Raw genomic sequence first — 20,323 nt, 5'->3', positions numbered from 1 at the left:
TAACAATAAGCGGGGAATCTATGATTCGGAGCTATATCAGTATTCTATAATTAAAGTTTACGGGTATAAAGGTAAGCCCAAGCAATCAGTATTGGGTGAATGACAAGCAACCGAAACCATCCTGTCCACGGAGGCAAACAAATTCCATTTTCAATGCAGGAATTAAGCTGGATGAAGTAAATATGGGCTGGGATAAAAGCTAATAACATCAGTATAATTCCCCAGGCAGCCCAACCTCTTGTCTTTGGGAACAGCAAGGCAATTCCAAAGACTACTTCACTAATTCCTGCCAAAATATTTATCAGCTCATGAAATGGTAAGTATTCTGGAATTAAGCGGAGATAACCATCTGGGCTTATGAAATGATTTATACCAGCAAGAATGTATAATGCTGACATAACGTAAAGCCCAACTATTTTAAGTTTTTTCATCACTTGGTCGTATAAGTCATATTTTGAAAGAGTTTCAATGCTACTTTTGAAGAACTTTAAATTCCGGTATCTTACTCATTCCATGGCAAAAAACACTGTATTCTTCAGATTTAATGTTCGCCCCTGGGTATTCTGGCCACCATTTATACTTCTAATTTTAGCTGTATTTAGCAGTATTTTCTTTCCTGATTCATTTATAAATTTTATCAGAGAGATACAGCAGAGCATACTAATCAACTTTTCACTTGGGTTTAGTTGGGTTTCATTTGCGATGACATTGCTTACTATTGCAGTTTTCTTTTCTCCATTAGGTAACTATAAAATCGGTGGCGAATCAGCTATCCCAAGATTAAATAGAATTAGCTGGTTTGCCATTGTTCTTTGTACAACTATCGCAGTTGGAATCTTGTTTTGGGGAAGTGCTGAGCCACTCTCCCATTTTCTATTCCCACCAGAATTCAAGGGTTTTGAATCCAATTCAGAGCAGGCAAAGTCCTTTGCTTTGGGAGCCCTATATTTTCATTGGGGATTTACACCTTATGCGATTTATGCCGTTCCAGGTTTAGTTTTCGCCTTGATGTATTATTCTGGCAAAAGCCAATTTAGCCTTGCGATAATGCTTAGACCGCTTATTGGAACTTCACCTCATCGATTTTGGGAAATAGGCTTAGACATGTTTAGTCTGTTCGCTTTGGTTACTGGAATGGCCGCAGCTCTAGGAGCAGGAATTCTCAGCCTTTCAGGTGGATTCTTAGCATTTTTCCCCTCACTAAATCCAACAATACTTACAGCATCCATTACATTTTGTATTTTGATAACTTTTATTATTTCGGCTTCTACAGGTATTGAAAAAGGAATAAAAAATCTCTCACTTTTCAATCTAGGCTTCTTCTTTCTGATTGCATTTCTATTTGTGTTACTAGGAGAAAAAGCGAAAATATTCGACTCTATACTGACTGGTTTCAATCAATACTTTTCGAATTTCTCAGATCTTAGCCTGCAACAAAGTGGTGCAGGTAACAGCTGGACTTACGATTGGTCTACCTTCAATTTCGCGATGTGGATGGCGTGGGCGCCAATGACGGCCTTGTTTCTTGGCAAAATTGCTGTGGGCAGAACAGTACGGGAATTTCTCTTGGTAAACTGGTTCTTACCTGCACTTTTTTGTCTGGTTTGGATGGGGATTTTTGGTGGAACTACATTAGATTTTGCCTCGGTTAATCCTGATAGCTACAAAGACCTTTTTCTAAATTCAGGCCCAGAATCTATTATTTACAAGGTTTTTGATGATATGGGATACTTCAAGGTATTTGCTCAGCTATTCATTCTTGGCATTTTCTTATCCTACGTGACAGCAGCAGATTCCAGCACAGATGCGCTGGCAAGCATTAGTATGAAAAAGCAGGATGGGGATCCATTTCGTTCTGACACCAATTTGAAAGTAATATGGGGAGTGCTGATCGGTTTTCTTTCTTGGATAATGATCACTTACTCAGGCATCGATGGCGTCAGAATTCTGTCAGTTATTGGCGGATTACCAGCCTTGTTTTTCCTCCAACTAGTTTCAGTTTGTTTGCTGATGATTCTGATTTCGCCCAAAAAATACCTAGGTAATCAATGACCCCTATACTTCAATTTACCGAAGTTATAAAGATAAAGAACTTTAGAATAACGTAGCATCAAAGGCAATAGAAGGATATTTGCTACCACTACGGTGGTGAGATACATCCAAAGCTCTGGCCTTTCCATCAGCACGTTCAAGGCAACCAAAGTAGTAATGACAATCGCAACTGAAAACGCATAACTTACATACATAGCTCCATAAAAAAAATCAGGTTCTGCGTGAAAGTTTGCTCCACATTCAGAACAAGACTTATTGACATCGGATAATTTTCGATAGCTATTTACAGGAACTGAAAATAAATCTCCTTCATGACACTGAGGACATTTTGCTCCAAGAATAGCCTTAACTGTACTTTTATTACTCATTTCGTCTAGTTTATAGGAATAAATTCTAGGATACAACGGCACCTAAAAAAATGAAAATTGCAGGCGTTTAACTTCTAGCGAAAAATTTCATCGATATCATAATCCTTGCCTATACCCCATTGGAGTAACTCCTCAATTGTGTAGAGTTCTAAAGTATCAAGATCTTTGACTTGGAAGTTTGTTCCGCGTAAGCGAGCGACAATCACGACTTGTCTGATTTCCCCCATGTTGACCAACTGATATTTTCTCCCTATCCGAAGATTGTCAAGCGCTATCGGCATATTAGGCTTTTTCTTTAATGACCACACCAACTGCTTCAAAAGTAATCTCACGCTTAGATTCCGTGATTTTAGCAACTTCCTCTTTGCTCATTCCACCGTCTTCAGCATAATGTCTTTGGGTGTCAACGTCCGTTTCAGTCATGATAGCTTCACCTTCCAATACTATCGGGTAGCCCTGAGATGTAGTAGGTACAAAAAATCCATAATCTTTGAACGTAACTCTCATGCTCTTTCCATTTGGAAGATCCATTGTAAGCCAGCATCCTTTCTTAGTACAAACTTCTTTTATCTCACCAGAAATTTTACCTTCGAAGTTTCCCTCTTTTTCGACAATAGCTATCATTTCAGCTGGTGAAACTACTCCTAGTAAGTCTAATTCAGCACCATATTTACCAGGAATGGTACCTGTAGAAGATAAAGTTTCTTCCACATCTTCAAGAATATTTTCAGAATTTTGATTTTGACAGGCTGTACTTAATACCAGACCTAATACGATTATAACTAAACGAGTATTATTCATATCTTATTCAGATTTAGGCTCAAAAATACGTTTAAGAATTGGAGAGAAAAAGGAATGCGTAAATGTTTGGCAAACTTATACAAATTCGAAATTCCTGCCTAATTCATCTATTTTTTGCGAAAAAATCGATTGCGAAAAAGATTTTAAACAATTTTTTCAATAAAACTTCTATTTTTTTAACAATCCTGTAATTTTACAGACTTATTAACCTATTGACCTTACTCATGCCCCATCCTACTAAGTTTATTATAGATTTTGACAGTACATTCACCCAAGTAGAAGCACTCGATATTCTGGGTGAAATCAGTCTTCTTAATGACCCAGACAGAGAAATAAAGCTCAAAGCGATCAAGGATATCACAGACAAAGGAATGGAAGGAACTGTGACATTTCGGGATAGTCTTATTCAGCGAATCGATATTCTTAAAGCTACCAAGTCACAAATTGCCGATCTGATCCTGGAATTAAAGCAAAAGGTTTCCAAATCATTTGAGCGAAACAAAGAGTTTTTACAAGACAATGCTGCAAACATCTATATTGTATCCAATGGCTTCAGGGATTTCATCATACCTATCGTTGGCGATTATGGTATTCATGAGGATAATGTGTTTGCTAATGAATTTGTCTATGATGAAGCGGATAATATTGTAGATTTCAACCGTGAAAACCCACTTTCTCAAAATAACGGTAAGGCGGAAACAATTAGAAAAATCAATCTTGAAGGCGAGATCTATGTAATCGGAGACGGCTACACTGATTACGAAATCAAAAAGTCTGGGTTAGCTAATAAGTTTTATGCGTTTACCGAAAATGTTAACCGTCCTAAAGTGACCAGAGAGGCAGATCATATTGCGCCTAGTTTGGATGAAATCTTATACGTCAATAATTTGAACACGAAATTCTCTTACCCGAAAAGCAGAATCAAGGTATTGCTCCTTGAAAACGTCCACCAAATCGGTGTAGATCTACTCAATGCAGAAGGTTACGAAGTAGAAGTCGTAAGCTCTGCCATGTCAGAAGAAGAACTCTGCGAGAAAATTAAAACTGTTTCTATTCTAGGAATTCGTTCGAAAACTAATGTTACCAAGAAGGTATTGGAGAATGCTAATAGACTGATCGCTGTAGGTGCATTTTGTATAGGTACAAACCAGATCGATCTGGAGACTTGCCAAGAAAAAGGAATCGCAGTTTTCAATGCCCCTTTCAGCAACACCCGCTCTGTGGTGGAAATGGCCATAGCAGAAATCATTTTCTTGATGCGAAATTTTGTAGATAAGACGGCTTCCATGCATCAGGGAAATTGGGATAAATCTGCTACAGGTAGTTTCGAAATCAGAGGCAAAAAACTTGGTATCGTAGGTTACGGAAATATTGGAGCTCAGCTTTCAGTTCTAGCAGAAAACATGGGATTGAATGTTTTCTATTATGACGTGATCGAGAAGCTCGCACTTGGTAATGCTACCAAAGTAAATTCCCTGGATGAATTGATGAGCACCTGTGATATCATCTCACTACATGTGGATGGTAGAAAAGACAATGAAAATGTAATCAACAGAAAGAAAATCGAATTGATGAAGCCTGGCTCCTACTTGTTGAATCTTAGCCGAGGACATGTAGTAGATATACCTGCTGTCCGTGACGCGATCCTTTCTGGTAGATTGGCAGGTTGTGCATTCGATGTTTTTCCTGAGGAACCAAAGAATAATAAGGAGCCATTCGTTTCTGAATTGATTGGCTTGCCAAACACAATCTTAACTCCACATATCGGAGGAAGTACGCTTGAGGCGCAAGAAAACATTGCTCGATTTGTTCCAGGAAAAATAATGGAATACATCAACACAGGTAATACTTACAACTCAGTAAACTTCCCTAATATACAATTGCCATTTTTACAAAACGCACATAGACTTATTCATATTCACATGAATGAGCCAGGGGTATTGGCAAAAATCAATCAGATCCTTGCAAACTTCGAGATCAACATTGTAGGCCAGTACTTAAAGACAAATGAGAAAATTGGATACGTAATTACAGATATCGATAAGGCTTATTCTAATGAGGCGCTAGATGCCCTGAAACACATTCCCGGAACCATCCGCTTTAGAGTACTTTATTAGGAATTAAAAATTCCTAGAACCAAAAAAGTCCCGCGAGAGCGAGACTTTTTTTTGCTTGAATGTAAATCTTTATTTATCCAGCAATCTCCTGTGGTAATTAATTTGACCTAAATGGTAGCTGAAGTGACCAAAGAGATGGATTAGAAAGTAATTGTGAGACATCATGCTACCAAAAACCTCTAAAGGATAATCTTTTTTAAGCATACCCTCATCTAACCCTTCCAAACTAGCTGTGATCACATTTTCCAGCTTTTCTATCATTGCTATCAGTTCTGATTTGGGTACATTTTTGCCAGCAAATTCCATCTCTCGATCTCTGATGTAATCAAACCCTCCAATTTCTTTTCCTACATAATGAGACATATTCCCTATTAAATGAAGACATAGGTTACCAGCTGAATTGGTGATATTTTGATCTACTTTCCACAAATTCTCTTCCTTCAAATATGCGCTGATTTCCAATTTCATACGCTTAATATCTCTTTCAAATAGACTAATAAATTCCTCAAGTATCATACTCTTATTGGGTTGAAAACTTCATATAGGCCTTAGCCATTTTCTCATCATACTTATTTTGAGCATATGCGGGACCATTATAACAGCCAGCAAATTTCGCCCAATTCTTAGCCTGCAAATATGCCAAGCAGCCATTTTTTAAAATATATCTACCAAATACTTCCAGATGATTTCTCTCATCCTTGTACATCTCGTCTACAAATTGTTGGACGGAAGGATAGCCTAATGGAAGTGCATGAAAGCCCATTACCTGGTAACTTCCCCAGGAAGCAGAGCAAAGCGCAGCTTCTCTGAATCTGGGATCTGTAGAGATAGAAGCGGCTTGCTGCAAACGATCATATTCTCTAGTCCCACCTAAATAGTGCTTTCTACTGAATTGCTTGTATAAAATAGTTTCATTAGAAGGATTGGAAAAATCCTCAGGATTGATCCCTCTTGCTTTTAATTGTCTCCAAAAAACATGGCCCTCAAACAAAATCTTTGGTTTCCCATCGATCAAGAATCCTTTGCCAGAGCTCTCAACTTCATTCACAGCTTTTACCCCTGACAGATCCACTTGGTATCTTTTCGCAAAATCAATGAGATCATTCTCTGCAAGAAATATATCTCCAAATACATCAGCTGGCTTCGTTCTGTCAAATAGTAAAGTCCAAGTTTTAATTCCTACCTCGCCATCTACTACAAGCTGATTTTTCGATTGGAAGTCTTTAACTGCCACATCGGTTTCAACTCCAAAATAGCCTGAAGACGGAGTTTCGTAGCCTAGTTTGCCAAGAAGTTCCTGTAAAAATGAAACAGATGAACCTCTAGATCTGAGTTTTATGTATTGCATTGCTAAAAAGGTTTAAAAATAAAAAGTACTTCAATGTAATTGAAGTACTTCGTAATAGCAATTTCTTAGTTGATCAATTAATCAGGATCAACGACATTTTTTCGCATACTATATTTGCTAGGCTTAACCTCCCTAGGCTCAGACTGAGCTTTAACCTCATTAGGTTTCTTAACTTCAACTGGCTTTTGTTGAACCTCTTTAGGAGCTTCATTTCCAGAATTCTCTCTTTTAGGGAAAGGCTTTCTATTACCACCAGAACTTGATTTCTTGTTCTTATTAGAGGCTGGCTTTTTCTTTGACCCGTAGTCAGACTTGCCTTTCTCTGCGGTTCCAGTGTAAGTAGGACCTGTTTCAAAACCTTCTGGAAGTGTATTCTGGGTGATTTTCATCCCAATCAACTTCTCTATGTTATCAAACTTATACTGATCCTTAGGATTCACGAAAGTAATCGCTTCGCCCTTTGCATCTGCACGAGCTGTACGACCAACTCTGTGTACATAATCTTCAGGATCAGATGGCGTGTCATAATTGATAACCAATTCTATCCCTACTACATCTATTCCACGAGAGATAATATCCGTACCAATCAGGATTTTTACTGACTTATTTTTGAAAGCAGACATAATCTTCTCACGCTCTACTTGCTCTAGGTCTGAGTGAAAAGCTTCAATATCGAATTGCTTTCTCAGCACCTTGAAAAGTGATTTCACTTTGTCCTTGGTAGAAGCGAAAATGATAACAGCCTCGTAAGCTTTCTGAGAAAGTATATTTCTAACCAATTCTTCCTTCTGCGTATCGTACACAGAGTACATGGCTTGAGTTACTCCTTTAGCTGTCTTACCCAAAGCGATGGATATTTCAGCTGGGTTATTGAGAAACTTCATGCTAAACTGCCTGATTTTAGGAGGCATAGTAGCAGAGAAAAGTACGGTTTGACGATTCTTAGGAAGGTAATTGACAATTTTCAGAATGTCATCTGAAAATCCCATATCCATCATTCGATCCGCTTCATCGAGAATCAAATGCTCAAGTGTTGATAGGTCGATTTTCCCGCCAGCAAGTAAGGCAATCAATCTACCAGGTGTAGCTACAATAATTTCAGCGCCAGTTTCCAGCGCTTTTTTCTGTTGCTCCCACACGATGCCGTCTCCGCCACCATAAATAGGAATTGAGCTTATACCTAAGAAATAGGCAAAACCCTGGATTTGTTGATCGATTTGAATAGCTAGTTCACGGGTGGGCGCAAGAATAAGAGTATTCAAGGTCGTTGTCCCGTCCTTGCTTATTTTATTAAGAATAGGAAGTATAAATGCAGCAGTCTTACCTGTTCCCGTCTGGGCACATGCGATAAGATCTCTATTTTCCATGATGACCGGAATGGCCTTTTCTTGGATTGGAGTTGGTTTTTCAAATCCCATTGCGTCCAGTCCTTCCTGAAGCGAGGTTTCGAAATTAAATGATGAGAAGTCCAAATTGAGGTAAGTGAAGTAGAATAAAAAGACGACGTTAACTTTTACGTCCTCTCAAATATAGCCCCTAATTGTACAGAAACACAAATAGTTGGGTTTTAGAAGGTAGTAAAATTCATATTCAAATCAATTGAAAGTCTTCGAATTGGTTTCAATGTATCATTTACACTATATTTCATTCCAATCGAAATTGTCCCTAATTATGAAGCGTAGAAACCTAAAAAACCTTCCTTCCTGCTGCCTCTTCCTTTTTTTCATACTTTCTCCTATTTTTCTATTAGCTCAAACTTCTGATTTAAAAGGTCGAATCTTAGATTCTGGTTCTCAGAAATTTTTGGATGAAGCAATTGTCACTTTGTCTGGCACAAGTCTAAGAAATATTTCTACAGGTGGTGGATATTTTAACTTTGTAGATTTAAAAGAAGGCAAATACACCTTGGTCATAAACTTGGAAGGATATGAAAGATACGAGCAAGCAATTGACTTGAAAAAGAAATTAAACTTAGGAGAAATCTCTCTTGTGAAATATGGAGCTGGAGGAACAGGTGCCGCTCTACAGCATTCCATACGAGCTACTAACATTATTGCACTATATAACGAACGTCCAAATTTCTCTGGAGGCAATATGATATATGGACTTGCCCCGCAGCCTGCACAAGTAGAAGGTGATGATTACCTGGACTCCAAATGGAACACAGCTACACTTCTTCTCTATAAGGATCAAAAACTTCTAGAAGGCTACAAAATCCGCTATAACATTACCTCCAACACATTTGAACTTATTGCTCCTGAATCTACCCTTTTAACTGCTTTGCCCGGCCTTAGAATTCAAAATTTAGTCTGGGTAGATTCTGCTAGAATGGTTCCTAGGTATTTCGTGAATGGAATGGACTTTCTAGAAGAAGGGACACCAATTTCAGGTTTTTTTGAAGTGCTGGTAGATGGTGAACTTCCATTGATGAGAAGAACGATGGCGATTTTCAAAGAATCCAATTACAATGCGGCTCTAATGGTGGGGAATAGAAATCATCAAATAGTTAAAAGAAACATCTACTACTTCCTAGAGGGCAAAAATGTAATCGAAGTACCCTCTAATCGCAAAAAACTTTTTGCAGTTTTTGGAGAAAATGCAGATGAGATGAAAGAATACATGAATGTAAATGAACTCTCTATCCAAGACCCTAACACCTTGTTTAAGATGTTTACTTATTTTAATTCTAAATTCCCTGACTTCAAACCAATTACGAGTGAGTTATTCGAAGACAAAAACTGAAACTAACCCGATATCCATGAGAAAAATTTACTTCATTGCCCTTCTTCTTTTGTGTGGGAACCTATATGGCCAAGGCCTTCCTGGCTTAGGTGCAGGAACTACGCCTAATAATAAACCAATACTCCACGGCAAAAACTGGGTTGCAATTACTGGAAAGCCACTTGGTGCTACTGCCGGAGCTGCAATATTCCATCAAGGCGGAAACGCCGTAGATGCGGCATGTGCCATGATCGCAGCTACTTCCACTATGTGGGATGTACTTTCTTGGGGAGGAGAAACCCAAGCTTTAATCTATAATCCACACACTAAAAAAGTGATCGCAATCAATGCATTGGGTTATGCTCCTACGGGTGCCACAGTGGACTTTTTCAAATCTCAGGGAATGAACAATCCACCCCAGTACGGCCCACTGGCTGCAACTACTCCGGGAACTCCTGGTGGTATCATGACCATGCTAGCGGAATATGGCACCATGAGTTTAGAGCAGATACTTAAGCCGTCCATGGAGCTAGCGAAAGGCTATCCCATAGAAGCTCAAACCGCAAATGCAATCGAAGCTCAAAAAGCTAAAATCAAAGATTGGCCTTATTCTAAAAAGATTTTCTTGCCGCACTTAGGGAAAGAAAGAGAAGCTCCAGAGGCCGGAGAAATATTTGTGCAAGAAGATTTATACCAGATGCTTTCGAAGTTGGTCGAAGCAGAAAGGAACGCACTTAAGGGGAGTAAATCAAGGAAAGAAGCGATCTATGCTGCGTATGATAGATTCTATAAAGGAGATATCGCAAAAGAAATAGTCAGAGGTACTCGAGAGCAAGGCGGACTTTTTACAGAAGCTGATCTTGCAAACTGGAAGGTGAAAATCGAAGAGCCCTTACATGTTAATTACAAAGGGATTGATGTGTACAAATTACAAGAATGGACACAAGGTCCAGCTCTACTTCAGTCTCTGAATATTTTGGAAAATTTTGACCTTAAGACTATGGGATATAATTCAGCTAATTACATCCATACCTTGTATCAGGCAATGAACCTTGCTTTTGCAGATCGTGACTTTTATTATGGAGATCCAGCTTATGTCAAATCCCCAATGAAAGGCTTGTTGTCTAAAGAATATGCGAAGGCACGCGCTAAACTGATCGGCGATATGAACGATCCTAAAATCACCGCAGGTGATCCTTACCCATATCAGGGAGGTACCAATCCGTATTTGGATATTTTGAAAAAGAATCAAACGAAAGTGGCATCTCTTAGTCCAGGCCAAATTAATAGCACATTGGATGAGCAGTTTATTTCAGACTTCCAAAGTGGCACCACTTCGATGGAAACTGCGGATGCAGAAGGCTGGGTAGTATCTGTCACCCCAAGTGGTGGATGGATTCCTGCTGTCGTTGCTGGCAACACGGGTGTTGGATTATCTCAGCGCATGCAAAGTTTTGTCCTTGATGAAAACTTAAGTCCTTATAACCTTCCCGAGCCAGGCAAAAGGCCAAGAGTAACTCTAACCCCTAGTCTAGCTTTAAAAGATGGAAAGCCACTTTTGGCATTTGCAGTACAGGGTGGAGATTCTCAGGATCAGAACCTACTGCAATTTTTCTTAAACATTGTAGAGTTCGAAATGGATGTGCAAGAAGGAACGGAAGCTCCTAATTTCAATTCCTATCAGATGCAAAGCTCCTTTGGCGACCATGAGATCCGTCCTGGAGCTATTGTCCTAAGAAAAGACACACCTGAATGGATAAGCAAGGAATTGGCAAAGAAAGGCTATTCACTGGAATTTTGGAACAAAACATCTGGACCAATTAATGCCATCTGGTTTGACTGGAAACACAGTACTTTTTGGGGAGGATCTAGCGATTATGGAGACGACTATGGCATTGCCTGGTAGGATCAACTAACTCAAATTAACCTATATGAACATCAACAATTAAAACCTAACCAAATGACAAAGAATTACTTATATATTTTGCTATTCCCAGCACTATTAGTAAATGGAAGTGCTTTTGCTCAGAAAAAGGCAAAGCCTGATCCACTCAAAGCAGAAGTGATCAAATCGGTTGACACCCGTTTTGATGTATTAACAGATCTAAGTGATAAGATCTGGGCATTTGAAGAAATTGCCTTTCAGGAAACCCAATCTGCAGCTGCTCTGGCAGATTATGCTGAGCAATTAGGATTTAAAGTAACCCGAGGTGTTGCCGAAATTCCTACAGCTTTTGTAGCTGAGTATGGATCTGGATCACCAATAATTGGTATCCTTGGAGAATTTGACGCCTTACCTGGTCTTTCCCAAAACAAAGTGCCAACAAAAAGCCCACTCAATGATAATGCTCCTGGACATGGCTGCGGTCACAACTTATTTGGAGTAGCCTCCTTAGGTGCTGCGGCAGCTATCAAAGATTTGATAGCAGAAGGTAAATTGAAAGGCACTGTGCGCTTCTATGGCACTCCGGCGGAAGAGAAGTTTTTCGGTAAACTTTGGATGATTCGTGCAGGACTATTTGATGATGTGGATGTAGTAATGGACTGGCATCCAGCTGCCGAAACCAAAGCGGCAGTACAAAAAGGTTTAGCATTAGTTGATTTTCAGGTAGAGTTCTTTGGTCAGGCCGCTCATGCTTCTGCTGATCCTTGGAACGGCAGAAGTGCAAGTGATGCACTTGAGCTTTATACGAATGGGATAAATTACTACCGGGAGCATATCAAGCCTACGGTGAGAATCCACTACCATATTCAAGATGCAGGACAGGTAGTCAATGTTGTCCCTGATTACAGTAGAATTTGGGTTAGAGTTCGCGATTCGAGTAGAGATGGTTTAGAACCAGTTTGGAAGCAGGTAGAGAAAATGGCCAGTGGAGCGGCTATTTTGGCCAATGTAGATTACAAAGTGAGTCTAATATCAGGGATTCATGAAGTATTGGTTAACCGAACAGGGTCATATGCATTGCAAAAAAACTTGGAAGCTTTAGGTCCAATTAGCTATACAGAGGACGAGCAGGTTTTTTCTAAAAAGATTCAGGAAAGTACTGACAAACCACAAATCGGGTTGGTGTCTATTATCGAGCCTATGGAAGAAACGGATGAGCATTCCATGGGAGGTTCTACCGATGTAGGAGATGTCAGCTATGTAGTTCCTACAATTCGATTAAGTGCGACGACTGCACCAAATGGCACGCCATGGCACTCTTGGGCAGTGGTAGCTGCCGGAGGAATGTCTATTGGACATAAAGGAATGGGGTATGCAGCCAAAGCCTTATCCATGACCATGGTAGATTTATTTCAAAATCCTGAATTAGTTAACCAGATAAAAGCAGAATTCAAGGAATCAAAAGGTGACTATGTGTACAAAGGGATAATTCCTGATGGCCCACCTCCTATTCACTCAAATTTGCAATAATTGATCATCAATTTTTAACTATGCCATCCTAACCATTCTAGGATGGCATTTTCTTTTTATAGAAGGCCCGTTTCGCTGATAGTCAAATGATGAAACAATCCAAACTCTTCTAGCGAACATACCAATCAAATTTCGGAATCAAATGAGTTTTTAAAATTCACAAAACTACATTTCTGTGATGAAAATTTTTTCCATGAAATTCAAGTATTAAGAACCATTGGGAAAGACGAGCAAACCTAATTATCTTGAACAATGAATAAATATTTGCTAGTCTCATTTCTCATATTTCTAGTTTTTTTAAGTGCATTCAGTATTCGAAAACCTGCAATTTTAATCATTGGGGATTCGATTTCTATAGGCTACACACCTTTTGTGAAAAAGCATTTTGAAGGAAAAGCAATAATCACGCATAATCCAGGAAATGCTCAACATACAGGAACTGGCTTAGATAAAATAGAGGAATGGCTTGGTGATGAGGATTGGGACATTATCCAGTTCAATTGGGGTCTCTGGGATTTGGCTTATCGACATCCAGATGCAAAAGCTTACGGAAATCGAGATAAAATAAATGGGACGGTGACTTATTCGGTAGCTGAATACGCCGCAAATCTTGATTCCCTAATCACTAGTATTAAGTCAAAAACCGATGCGAAATTAATCTTTGTAACCACTTCTTATGTACCTGGAGAAGAAGCAGGTAGAATCACTTCAGATGTGAAAAATTATAATAAGGCCGCAAAGTTAGTCATGAAAAAACATGGAGTGGAAGTGAATGACATCTATAAGAAATCAGTCAAAATTCACCAGAAATATGGCGTCGGGAATGATGACGTGCACTATACTGCTGATGGATATGAGAAGCTAAGTAAGTTGATTAGTAGTTATTTAGAGAAAGAACTAAAGTGAAATAGTTAAGTTATATCCGAGAAAATCAAATTAATGATCCCAACTATCCAGCTTCTTCCAGCGACCAGACTTGTCGGTATGAGAATTCAGATGAACTTCATAACAAATAAAACTCAAAAGCTCTGGAAACGATTTATGCCCAGGAAATTAGAGATTGAAAATAGTGTTGGATCCGAGCTGTATTCAGTAGAGAACTACCCAGACTTGACCTTCTTCGAGCAATTCAACCCAGCAACAGAGTTTGAAAAATGGGCTGCGGTGAAAGTGGAAGATTTTGAGAATATCCCAGAGGGAATGGAAAAGCTCATTATCCCAACTGGACTTTATGCCGTTTTCCCTTTCAAGGGAACTGACAATGAAGCTCCCCCAATGTATCAGTATATAATGGAAAGCTGGATTCCAAGCTCCGCTTATGAACTTGACCTTAGGCCCCATTTTGCTTTAATGGGAGAAAAGTATAAAAACAATGACCCGGATTCTGAAGAGAATTTTTGGGTTCCCATTAAACCTAAAAGTGCTTAGTTCTAGAGATTAGTTTTAATTTTTTTCAAAAAATTGAAAGATGTATATTAAGACAGCTTATACAAAATATCTCATTATAGAAATCATTTAACTTCCTTAAAGCCCAGTGCAAGCATTTTACTTTTTTGATTGAGAGGGACTGTCACATATATCCTTTTTCCTGTGGTGCAAAAACATGCTAAGCAAATTTGCTGGACACCGTCTCCAGTGATCGATAAGACTTTTGCTCCCATTACTCCTTCATTTCTTAAGTAATCCTCAACAGCTTCTTTTGTTTCATCATTAGAGCTATTGTTACTAGTGCTCCATGGATCAGCACAGCCGGTTTGATCCCAGTAGAATTCTAACTGATTTAATGGAGTATTATCATCTTGACAACTTTGGAGAGAAAGTAAAAGTAAGATTGTAAAGGCTAAATAATATTTCATATTCTATCTTTTTGGAAAGACGAAATAATAGAAAGGTATGCTACTATTTAATCCGATTTTTATTCCATAAGCAAATCCGCTTTTCATACAGTCAGAGATAAAAGCAATGAAGAATCCGGGTAACCCTAGCGAATTCGCTACTTCGGTCACTCGTCATCAGTCTTCCAGCCACCAAGTCTAAAAAATTGAGCTTGATAACATCATTGCAGATGAGCATATTATTTAAATAGCTTCTCCAAAATCTTATAGGTAATCAAGTAAGTTGGCCTCACTCCTTCCATTCCTAAAGCTCCTGAAGCCAAGGTGCTTCCTGTTTCCAGTGGATTATCAGAAGCGTAGTAAGCGTAAAGTACTTTCACATTGGATCGAATGGATTTACGGATTTTTGAGGCCGATTGTATGGCTTTTTGATAGTGCGCACCTTCCATTTCCAGCCCTATGGCCTGCCAAGACGAGTCCATAAAGTAGGTAAGTATGTCTTTATTTTGCAGTGATGTTCCCAATACAGAGATCATGGTCCCAGTATAAACTCCTAAGCCATAGCCTTCAAAGTCGGATTTTTTCAACTCATTCTTAAATGGGTAATTATCTGCTGTTCCTTCAAACACGTGAGCACTCGGGATCATCAGATCACCTTTGCCTCCATATAAGATTCCGGCTTTTCCCATGATCGAGGTGGAAACCACATCCAAAGGGATAGCTTTACCATCCTTCTCGTAGGGCTTTAGTAGCTCGTCAAAGCACTCATACGCTTGCTCTCCAAAGGCATAATCCATAACCACAAATACTGGTCTTTTCTCCTTCTCTTTTGGCAACACAACTCCAGGAATCAACTCGTCTTTTTCTAAAAGCGCTGTATCTATGATCTGAGCACCGATATTTGTACCTGATTCATCTGGGAGATTAATAAAGCCATGCTTTGCAGCATACTTATCAATTGCTTCACCCTTATGATTTTTGGCTTTGACAGAAATATCCATCACCACACTTTCTAATTCTTCATAACTTTTCAAACCAAGCGACTGAACTCCGTAAATTGTGTTGGCTATCGAATGAAGATTTGCGGAAATTATATGAATTGGACGCTTAAGCAGATCATGCTCATCCAGTGCAATTTTTATTCTTCGTGCCCACATTTCTCCATATACGTGATGGCCGATCCGCTCTCTAAGTGTTGTAGAAAAAGAGATCTCTCGATCCAAGTTCTTTACAACTTCGTCCTGAGCCAATTTGCCCATGTGGTATACGATGGAAAAAAGACTGTTGGAATTACTGCTTTTTTCAAACTTGTCAACTGCCTGTAGCGTCTCTTCGTAAGTTCTACCTATCAAATGGCTGAGGTAAGCGCTTGCTGCTTCTTTCTCAAAATCCTCACCAGCAGCTTCTTTCTGCACAAATTCTTCCAACATCAGCCAATTCGTGGAAATTTTACCTTTTGGATCGGTGCTGTTATTGTAGATTTTGTTTGACTCCATATACAAAAATGTCAGGTGAGTCAGAATATCATAGATATCCGAGCGCCCTCTAGTCATTTCCACATACATTATATGCTCATCCAAACGATAACAGTTTCGCTTTCTTTTGGCTGGTACCAACGCATCCAGTTTAGATGTTTCATAACCTTCACGACTGATCAAACGAACAAATCGACATTCTTCAATACCTCTTGGCAATCGCTCCATCACATATAGCAAGCCGTCCAATTCGATTTTCTCATGGTCTGTAACCAAACCATAGATCTCAGGACTCAATACACGCAGAGCATCTACTAGGCTTTCGCCCGAAATCCCCATTGGTTTGTAGCTACCTCTGGTAAAGAGATGCCTCATCGTGATGTATAATCGCTCTATTGCAGCTCTGGATTCGTGTGCTCTAGTTCTTTTCATCTGTATCTAATTTTATTATGAAGTCATCCTAAGTTAAAGTGACAAATCTCGCCTGGTGCAATGTCATTACACACTGTATAGCCTTCAATATCCTCGATTTTATGAATGAAATTGGTTTTGCTAAACAAAAATAGCGAATACTATTTTAAGCGCTCCGCAAAGAATTTCTTTAGTTTATCTACTTTGGGCTTAATTACAAATTGGCAATAAGGCTGTCCAGCATGCTGATTGTAATAATCCTGGTGTTTATCCTCCGCTGCATAAAAATTCGAAAAAGTAGAAATTTCAGTCACGATTGGCGAGTCAAAAACCTGAGAATCATCCAATTGCTTTTTGAGGCTGGTAGCAAGTTTTTTCTGGTCCAAGCTGTCATAGAATATAGAAGATCGGTATTGTGGACCAGCATCTCCTCCTTGCTTATTGAGCGAGGTAGGGTCATGAGTAGCCCAGAAGATTTCTAGCAATTCTGTCAAACTTATGATAACAGGATTATAGTAAATCTGAATTACTTCAGCATGTCCAGTCGTTCCTGAACTTATCGCACTGTAGCTTGGATCTTCTACAAAGCCTCCCGAATAGCCTGACACTATTTTTTGTACACCTTGAATGCGTTGAAATACTGCTTCTATGCACCAAAAGCATCCTGCTCCAAGCGTGATCCTATTCAAGCCATCAGGAACCGGCATTTCTGTTGTTGGGAGTTTCAACTGATTATCCATAGATCAAATTTTGGATGGCATTTCATATTGAAACCTAACAATTAGAGATTTTTAGGAGAAGATATTTTAAGAGAATCTTCGGTATCCGTTTTAGCTATCTGAATAGTAATGAGACCTTCTCGATACAATTCCATCGCTTCAGCATTTACTTCTTCTAGAAACTGTTCCCAATCCTCAGGATACATCTGCTGTACTACGTCAGATGAGGTAAAACACTCGTCCTTCTTTCGTCGAAGCATATCTAGAATGGCTGATCGGAGAACTTCCATAGTTATGATTTATTTACAAACCATCACAAAAGCGGGGGGAATATTCTTTAGTGTAAAGCTGGTGTTTACATTTTGGAAGTGTTTTTTGAACTGATTCTTCAATAAATAGGAATAGCAACCCTGGATAAAAAAACCGTTAGCAGTCAGTGCTGTTTTACTTTGAAATATAATTTGATCTCGCAATTCAGGAGAAAAAAAGCTAAAAGGTAAGCTAGAAACGACATAATCAGCGTTTCTTCCTTCTAGATATTTATAAATATTTTCAGCTGAATCATTTATGATTTTGACATTATCTTGAGGGAAAAGGATTTCCATTGAGCTACAAAATGACTTGCTGATTTCAAAAACTAGAAGTTCAGCTCCAGGTTCCAATTTATCAACTATTCCTTTTGTAATACTTCCGTCTCCCCCACCTAATTCTATAATTAATTTAGCACCTTTAAAATTTACATTGTTAAGCATCTTTCTTACCAATGTTTTAGAACTGAATGTTAAAGCCCCAGTAGTGCCCAAATTGGAGTATAATTCCAATAACAAATTTGATTTACCCATACAATATTTAATTCTCTTCTTGAAGATACCTTATTTTGCCCTATCTTTTGGACCTTCACCCAAAAAGTAACGCGTAAATATGGCCCAAAAGGCTGAAATTCGATCTAACCTACCAGCAAAAATTCAAACTACTCTTAGTAATTTTTGGAGTATGTCGCTGATATTCTCTGTTTTAATGTTTTTATTGCGAGCTGTTGAATTGGTACTTATATTCAATTCTCACTCCATTCGAGTCACTTTTCAAGATATAATTGGTTTTAGTTTATTCGAGGATTTTAATTGGATTCTCTATTTCCTTGGCTTGTTATTTATTATTCATGTAATAATTAGTCTAGTTTCGATTGCATTAGCAAAATGGTTTACTATGCTATGGTTGACCATAGCACTTTTGTCTCAAGCTACCTTGATCTCCTATTTTCTCAAAACTCTATTACCACTAGGAAAAGATCTTTATGCCTATAATATAGAAGATATAATTCTTACCGTACAATCGTCCGGTCAGCTCAATTTTTTGACAATTGGAGGCGGAATCGTACTTTGTGTACTTCTGTTTTTCATCTTTAATTTGGCCAATAAGTACCTAGTATTCAGCTCAAAAATGGGTTTAATCTTTACTATAACTATGTACTGGTTTTTGATTCTTTTGTATTTTATCCCTATCAGAGATTCCAACAAACTAGATGATGTCAAAACCAATATTCAGCTGAACAAGTCTAAATACCTTTCCGAACAATCGTTCGACTATTTCATGTTCAATAATGAGTATTACTTCGATTTCTACCTGAGATCTCTAAGTGATATCCTATTTGTCAAAAAAGAGCTTGTAGACCCTTCTTATCCTTTTTTGCACAAAGCCGACTATCCAGATGTGCTAAGTCCTTATTTTGATAGTCTTTCAGCACCGCCAGATATTGTCTTCGTGCTGATAGAAAGTCTAGGAAAGGCCTATTCTGGCAAAGCTGCCTACCTAGGCAGCTTCACACCTTTTCTTGATTCTCTTGAATCTCATAGCTTGGTTTGGACTAATGCAATCTCCTCTACAGGAAGAACCTTTGGAATTATGCCTGGCCTCCTGGCTGGGCTTCCTTTTGGGGAAAGAGGATTTCAGGAGTTGTATCAGGATTTCCCTCATCATGAGACTTTTTTGAGTGTATTACATGATAATGGCTATGAGTCTAGTTTTTTCATTGGTAGTGACGTCAATTTTGACCACGAAAAGGAATTCTTGGAATATGCCGACGTATCACAAATAATTGATATCAACCGTTTTGATCCAAAATATAAAAAAATGCCCGCGACTAATGGTTTTACCTGGGGTTATGGCGACAAAGAAATTTTCAATAATGGGTTATCCTTATTTCCAAAAAGTAATGAAAAACCTCAGCTTGGAATTTTTCAAACAGTGACCTCCCACGATCCCTATTTAGTGCCTGAGCGGGATTACTATTTAAGGAAATTTGAAGAACACCTCGACACCTACTTAAATCTTACTGAAGCGAAAAAACCTGAATATAGAGCATATCAAGATATCTATATGACTATTCTCTATGCTGATGACGCTGTAAAAGATTTTATCACCTCCTATAGCCAAAGGCCAGAATTTGCCAATACCATTTTTGTGTTCACAGGTGATCACCGCTTGCCCGATATTCCTATGGCTTCTAGACTTGATAGATTCCATGTTCCTTTGATTATTTATTCTTCCTTGATTAACAAGCCTACTTATTTTAAGGGAATGACTAGTCATTTTGAAGTTACCCCTTCCCTTCTAGCCTTTTTACAAGCCCAGATAGGAATTCAACTTCCAGAACAGACGATATGGATGGGACAGGTTCTAGACACTTCACGTGTGTTTCAATCGAACATAGCTATGCCACTGATGCGAAATAAGAATCAACTGATGGAATACATTAATAGAGACTATTTTCTATCGGACAATCAACTTTTCGTTATCTCTGACGGTCTGAATATTGATCCAGTCGAAGATGAAGACATGAAAAATAAGTTGATTGGGGAGTTTGAAGATTTTAAAAACAAAAATAATTACACGATTCAAACACGTAAGCTATTACCCTTAGATTAATACGTCACTTGTATAAACGCTTGTCTTCCAATGCATGGCTATCACAATTACTGTTTAAGCTTTAGGGAAACTCAGTAACTAAAGATTAGTTATTCTCTCGTTAAATCAAGTCAGCTTGCTTCCATCTCTCTTCAGT

The 20,323-nt window shown here is 38.6% G+C and carries 20 protein-coding genes; 8 read left to right on the top strand and 12 right to left on the bottom strand.

Annotated elements, in window-relative coordinates; all coding sequences use genetic code 11:
• Positions 1-50: 50 nt before the first annotated feature.
• Positions 51-431: a DoxX family protein gene (locus BVH02_RS10100; RefSeq protein WP_086501331.1), complete on the bottom strand. Its 381-nt coding sequence runs from the start codon at positions 429-431 to the stop codon at positions 51-53.
• Positions 432-513: 82 nt separating this feature from the next.
• On the opposite strand from BVH02_RS10100, the gene BVH02_RS10095 reads away from it, so the two are divergent.
• Positions 514-2,052, top strand: coding sequence for a BCCT family transporter (locus tag BVH02_RS10095; protein ID WP_086501330.1), 1,539 nt, complete (start codon positions 514-516; stop codon positions 2,050-2,052).
• Here BVH02_RS10095 and BVH02_RS10090 read toward each other — a convergent pair.
• The 3 genes from BVH02_RS10090 to BVH02_RS10080 all read right to left on the bottom strand — a co-directional run bounded on the left by BVH02_RS10090 (position 2,046) and on the right by BVH02_RS10080 (position 3,221).
• On the bottom strand, positions 2,046-2,420 hold the full coding sequence (locus tag BVH02_RS10090) for a DUF983 domain-containing protein (RefSeq protein WP_086501329.1): 375 nt from the start codon (positions 2,418-2,420) through the stop codon (positions 2,046-2,048). The two genes, BVH02_RS10095 and BVH02_RS10090, sit on opposite strands and share 7 nt — an antisense overlap.
• Before the next feature lie 74 nt (positions 2,421-2,494).
• On the bottom strand, positions 2,495-2,701 hold the full coding sequence (locus BVH02_RS10085) for a hypothetical protein (protein WP_086501328.1): 207 nt from the start codon (positions 2,699-2,701) through the stop codon (positions 2,495-2,497).
• 1 nt (position 2,702) lies between these two features.
• Positions 2,703-3,221 (bottom strand): DUF4920 domain-containing protein, encoded by a 519-nt coding sequence (locus tag BVH02_RS10080; RefSeq protein ID WP_086501327.1) that lies wholly within the window; start codon positions 3,219-3,221, stop codon positions 2,703-2,705.
• A gap of 224 nt (positions 3,222-3,445) precedes the next feature.
• On the opposite strand from BVH02_RS10080, the gene serA reads away from it, so the two are divergent.
• Positions 3,446-5,338: a phosphoglycerate dehydrogenase gene (gene serA / locus BVH02_RS10075; protein ID WP_086501326.1), complete on the top strand. Its 1,893-nt coding sequence runs from the start codon at positions 3,446-3,448 to the stop codon at positions 5,336-5,338.
• Between the two features lie 69 nt (positions 5,339-5,407).
• On the opposite strand, the gene BVH02_RS10070 is transcribed toward serA, so the two are convergent.
• The 3 genes from BVH02_RS10070 to BVH02_RS10060 all read right to left on the bottom strand — a co-directional run bounded on the left by BVH02_RS10070 (position 5,408) and on the right by BVH02_RS10060 (position 8,158).
• Positions 5,408-5,854, bottom strand: coding sequence for a DUF1572 family protein (locus BVH02_RS10070; RefSeq protein WP_086501325.1), 447 nt, complete (start codon positions 5,852-5,854; stop codon positions 5,408-5,410).
• 4 nt (positions 5,855-5,858) lie between these two features.
• Positions 5,859-6,686: an N-acetylmuramidase domain-containing protein gene (locus tag BVH02_RS10065; RefSeq protein WP_086501324.1), complete on the bottom strand. Its 828-nt coding sequence runs from the start codon at positions 6,684-6,686 to the stop codon at positions 5,859-5,861.
• A 77-nt stretch (positions 6,687-6,763) separates the two neighbouring features.
• Positions 6,764-8,158 (bottom strand): DEAD/DEAH box helicase, encoded by a 1,395-nt coding sequence (locus BVH02_RS10060; RefSeq protein WP_086501323.1) that lies wholly within the window; start codon positions 8,156-8,158, stop codon positions 6,764-6,766.
• Between the two features lie 199 nt (positions 8,159-8,357).
• On the opposite strand from BVH02_RS10060, the gene BVH02_RS10055 reads away from it, so the two are divergent.
• From BVH02_RS10055 to BVH02_RS10035, 5 genes are all read left to right on the top strand, one after another.
• Positions 8,358-9,428, top strand: a complete 1,071-nt coding sequence (locus tag BVH02_RS10055; RefSeq protein ID WP_086501322.1) for a carboxypeptidase-like regulatory domain-containing protein — start codon at positions 8,358-8,360, stop codon at positions 9,426-9,428.
• A 16-nt stretch (positions 9,429-9,444) separates the two neighbouring features.
• Positions 9,445-11,313, top strand: a complete 1,869-nt coding sequence (locus tag BVH02_RS10050; protein WP_086501321.1) for a gamma-glutamyltransferase family protein — start codon at positions 9,445-9,447, stop codon at positions 11,311-11,313.
• A 54-nt stretch (positions 11,314-11,367) separates the two neighbouring features.
• Positions 11,368-12,822: an amidohydrolase gene (locus BVH02_RS10045; protein WP_086501320.1), complete on the top strand. Its 1,455-nt coding sequence runs from the start codon at positions 11,368-11,370 to the stop codon at positions 12,820-12,822.
• Positions 12,823-13,074: 252 nt separating this feature from the next.
• Positions 13,075-13,728 (top strand): SGNH/GDSL hydrolase family protein, encoded by a 654-nt coding sequence (locus BVH02_RS10040; protein ID WP_086501319.1) that lies wholly within the window; start codon positions 13,075-13,077, stop codon positions 13,726-13,728.
• Positions 13,729-13,761: 33 nt separating this feature from the next.
• A complete protein-coding gene (locus BVH02_RS10035) occupies positions 13,762-14,250 on the top strand; it encodes a GyrI-like domain-containing protein (RefSeq protein WP_086501318.1) in 489 nt (162 codons plus the stop codon).
• Between the two features lie 83 nt (positions 14,251-14,333).
• Here BVH02_RS10035 and BVH02_RS10030 read toward each other — a convergent pair whose 3' ends face one another.
• The 5 genes from BVH02_RS10030 to BVH02_RS10010 all read right to left on the bottom strand — a co-directional run bounded on the left by BVH02_RS10030 (position 14,334) and on the right by BVH02_RS10010 (position 18,104).
• Entirely contained in the window at positions 14,334-14,678 is a 345-nt protein-coding gene (locus BVH02_RS10030) for a hypothetical protein (protein ID WP_086501317.1), read from the bottom strand.
• Positions 14,679-14,896: 218 nt separating this feature from the next.
• On the bottom strand, positions 14,897-16,564 hold the full coding sequence (locus BVH02_RS10025) for a DUF6909 family protein (RefSeq protein WP_086501316.1): 1,668 nt from the start codon (positions 16,562-16,564) through the stop codon (positions 14,897-14,899).
• Positions 16,565-16,704: 140 nt separating this feature from the next.
• Complete coding sequence (msrA, locus tag BVH02_RS10020) at positions 16,705-17,283, bottom strand: peptide-methionine (S)-S-oxide reductase MsrA (protein WP_086501315.1); 579 nt, start codon at positions 17,281-17,283, stop codon at positions 16,705-16,707.
• Positions 17,284-17,324: 41 nt separating this feature from the next.
• Complete coding sequence (locus BVH02_RS10015) at positions 17,325-17,552, bottom strand: DUF3253 domain-containing protein (protein ID WP_086501314.1); 228 nt, start codon at positions 17,550-17,552, stop codon at positions 17,325-17,327.
• 9 nt (positions 17,553-17,561) lie between these two features.
• A complete protein-coding gene (locus tag BVH02_RS10010; protein WP_086501313.1) occupies positions 17,562-18,104 on the bottom strand; it encodes a class I SAM-dependent methyltransferase in 543 nt (180 codons plus the stop codon).
• Positions 18,105-18,468: 364 nt separating this feature from the next.
• Here BVH02_RS10010 and BVH02_RS10005 point away from each other — a divergent pair, with 364 nt between their 5' ends.
• On the top strand, positions 18,469-20,187 hold the full coding sequence (locus tag BVH02_RS10005) for an LTA synthase family protein (RefSeq protein WP_158093879.1): 1,719 nt from the start codon (positions 18,469-18,471) through the stop codon (positions 20,185-20,187).
• Positions 20,188-20,323: the final 136 nt, after the last annotated feature.

Source organism: Algoriphagus ratkowskyi (assembly GCF_002150505.1).
In the GTDB taxonomy this organism is placed as follows: domain Bacteria; phylum Bacteroidota; class Bacteroidia; order Cytophagales; family Cyclobacteriaceae; genus Algoriphagus; species Algoriphagus ratkowskyi.
This window is presented reverse-complemented; position numbering and strand designations above follow the sequence as displayed.

What these genes read in the sequence shown, in the direction of transcription:
- BVH02_RS10100 (WP_086501331.1), bottom strand. Translation starts at nt 431, where the DNA reads ATGAAAAAACTTAAAATAGTTGGGCTTTACGTTATGTCAGCATTATAC.
- BVH02_RS10095 (WP_086501330.1), top strand. Translation starts at nt 514, where the DNA reads ATGGCAAAAAACACTGTATTCTTCAGATTTAATGTTCGCCCCTGGGTA.
- BVH02_RS10090 (WP_086501329.1), bottom strand. Translation starts at nt 2,420, where the DNA reads ATGAGTAATAAAAGTACAGTTAAGGCTATTCTTGGAGCAAAATGTCCT.
- BVH02_RS10085 (WP_086501328.1), bottom strand. Translation starts at nt 2,701, where the DNA reads ATGCCGATAGCGCTTGACAATCTTCGGATAGGGAGAAAATATCAGTTG.
- BVH02_RS10080 (WP_086501327.1), bottom strand. Translation starts at nt 3,221, where the DNA reads ATGAATAATACTCGTTTAGTTATAATCGTATTAGGTCTGGTATTAAGT.
- serA (WP_086501326.1), top strand. Translation starts at nt 3,446, where the DNA reads ATGCCCCATCCTACTAAGTTTATTATAGATTTTGACAGTACATTCACC.
- BVH02_RS10070 (WP_086501325.1), bottom strand. Translation starts at nt 5,854, where the DNA reads ATGATACTTGAGGAATTTATTAGTCTATTTGAAAGAGATATTAAGCGT.
- BVH02_RS10065 (WP_086501324.1), bottom strand. Translation starts at nt 6,686, where the DNA reads ATGCAATACATAAAACTCAGATCTAGAGGTTCATCTGTTTCATTTTTA.
- BVH02_RS10055 (WP_086501322.1), top strand. Translation starts at nt 8,358, where the DNA reads ATGAAGCGTAGAAACCTAAAAAACCTTCCTTCCTGCTGCCTCTTCCTT.
- BVH02_RS10050 (WP_086501321.1), top strand. Translation starts at nt 9,445, where the DNA reads ATGAGAAAAATTTACTTCATTGCCCTTCTTCTTTTGTGTGGGAACCTA.
- BVH02_RS10045 (WP_086501320.1), top strand. Translation starts at nt 11,368, where the DNA reads ATGACAAAGAATTACTTATATATTTTGCTATTCCCAGCACTATTAGTA.
- BVH02_RS10040 (WP_086501319.1), top strand. Translation starts at nt 13,075, where the DNA reads ATGAATAAATATTTGCTAGTCTCATTTCTCATATTTCTAGTTTTTTTA.
- BVH02_RS10035 (WP_086501318.1), top strand. Translation starts at nt 13,762, where the DNA reads ATGATCCCAACTATCCAGCTTCTTCCAGCGACCAGACTTGTCGGTATG.
- BVH02_RS10030 (WP_086501317.1), bottom strand. Translation starts at nt 14,678, where the DNA reads ATGAAATATTATTTAGCCTTTACAATCTTACTTTTACTTTCTCTCCAA.
- BVH02_RS10025 (WP_086501316.1), bottom strand. Translation starts at nt 16,564, where the DNA reads ATGAAAAGAACTAGAGCACACGAATCCAGAGCTGCAATAGAGCGATTA.
- msrA (WP_086501315.1), bottom strand. Translation starts at nt 17,283, where the DNA reads ATGGATAATCAGTTGAAACTCCCAACAACAGAAATGCCGGTTCCTGAT.
- BVH02_RS10015 (WP_086501314.1), bottom strand. Translation starts at nt 17,552, where the DNA reads ATGGAAGTTCTCCGATCAGCCATTCTAGATATGCTTCGACGAAAGAAG.
- BVH02_RS10010 (WP_086501313.1), bottom strand. Translation starts at nt 18,104, where the DNA reads ATGGGTAAATCAAATTTGTTATTGGAATTATACTCCAATTTGGGCACT.
- BVH02_RS10005 (WP_158093879.1), top strand. Translation starts at nt 18,469, where the DNA reads ATGCTATGGTTGACCATAGCACTTTTGTCTCAAGCTACCTTGATCTCC.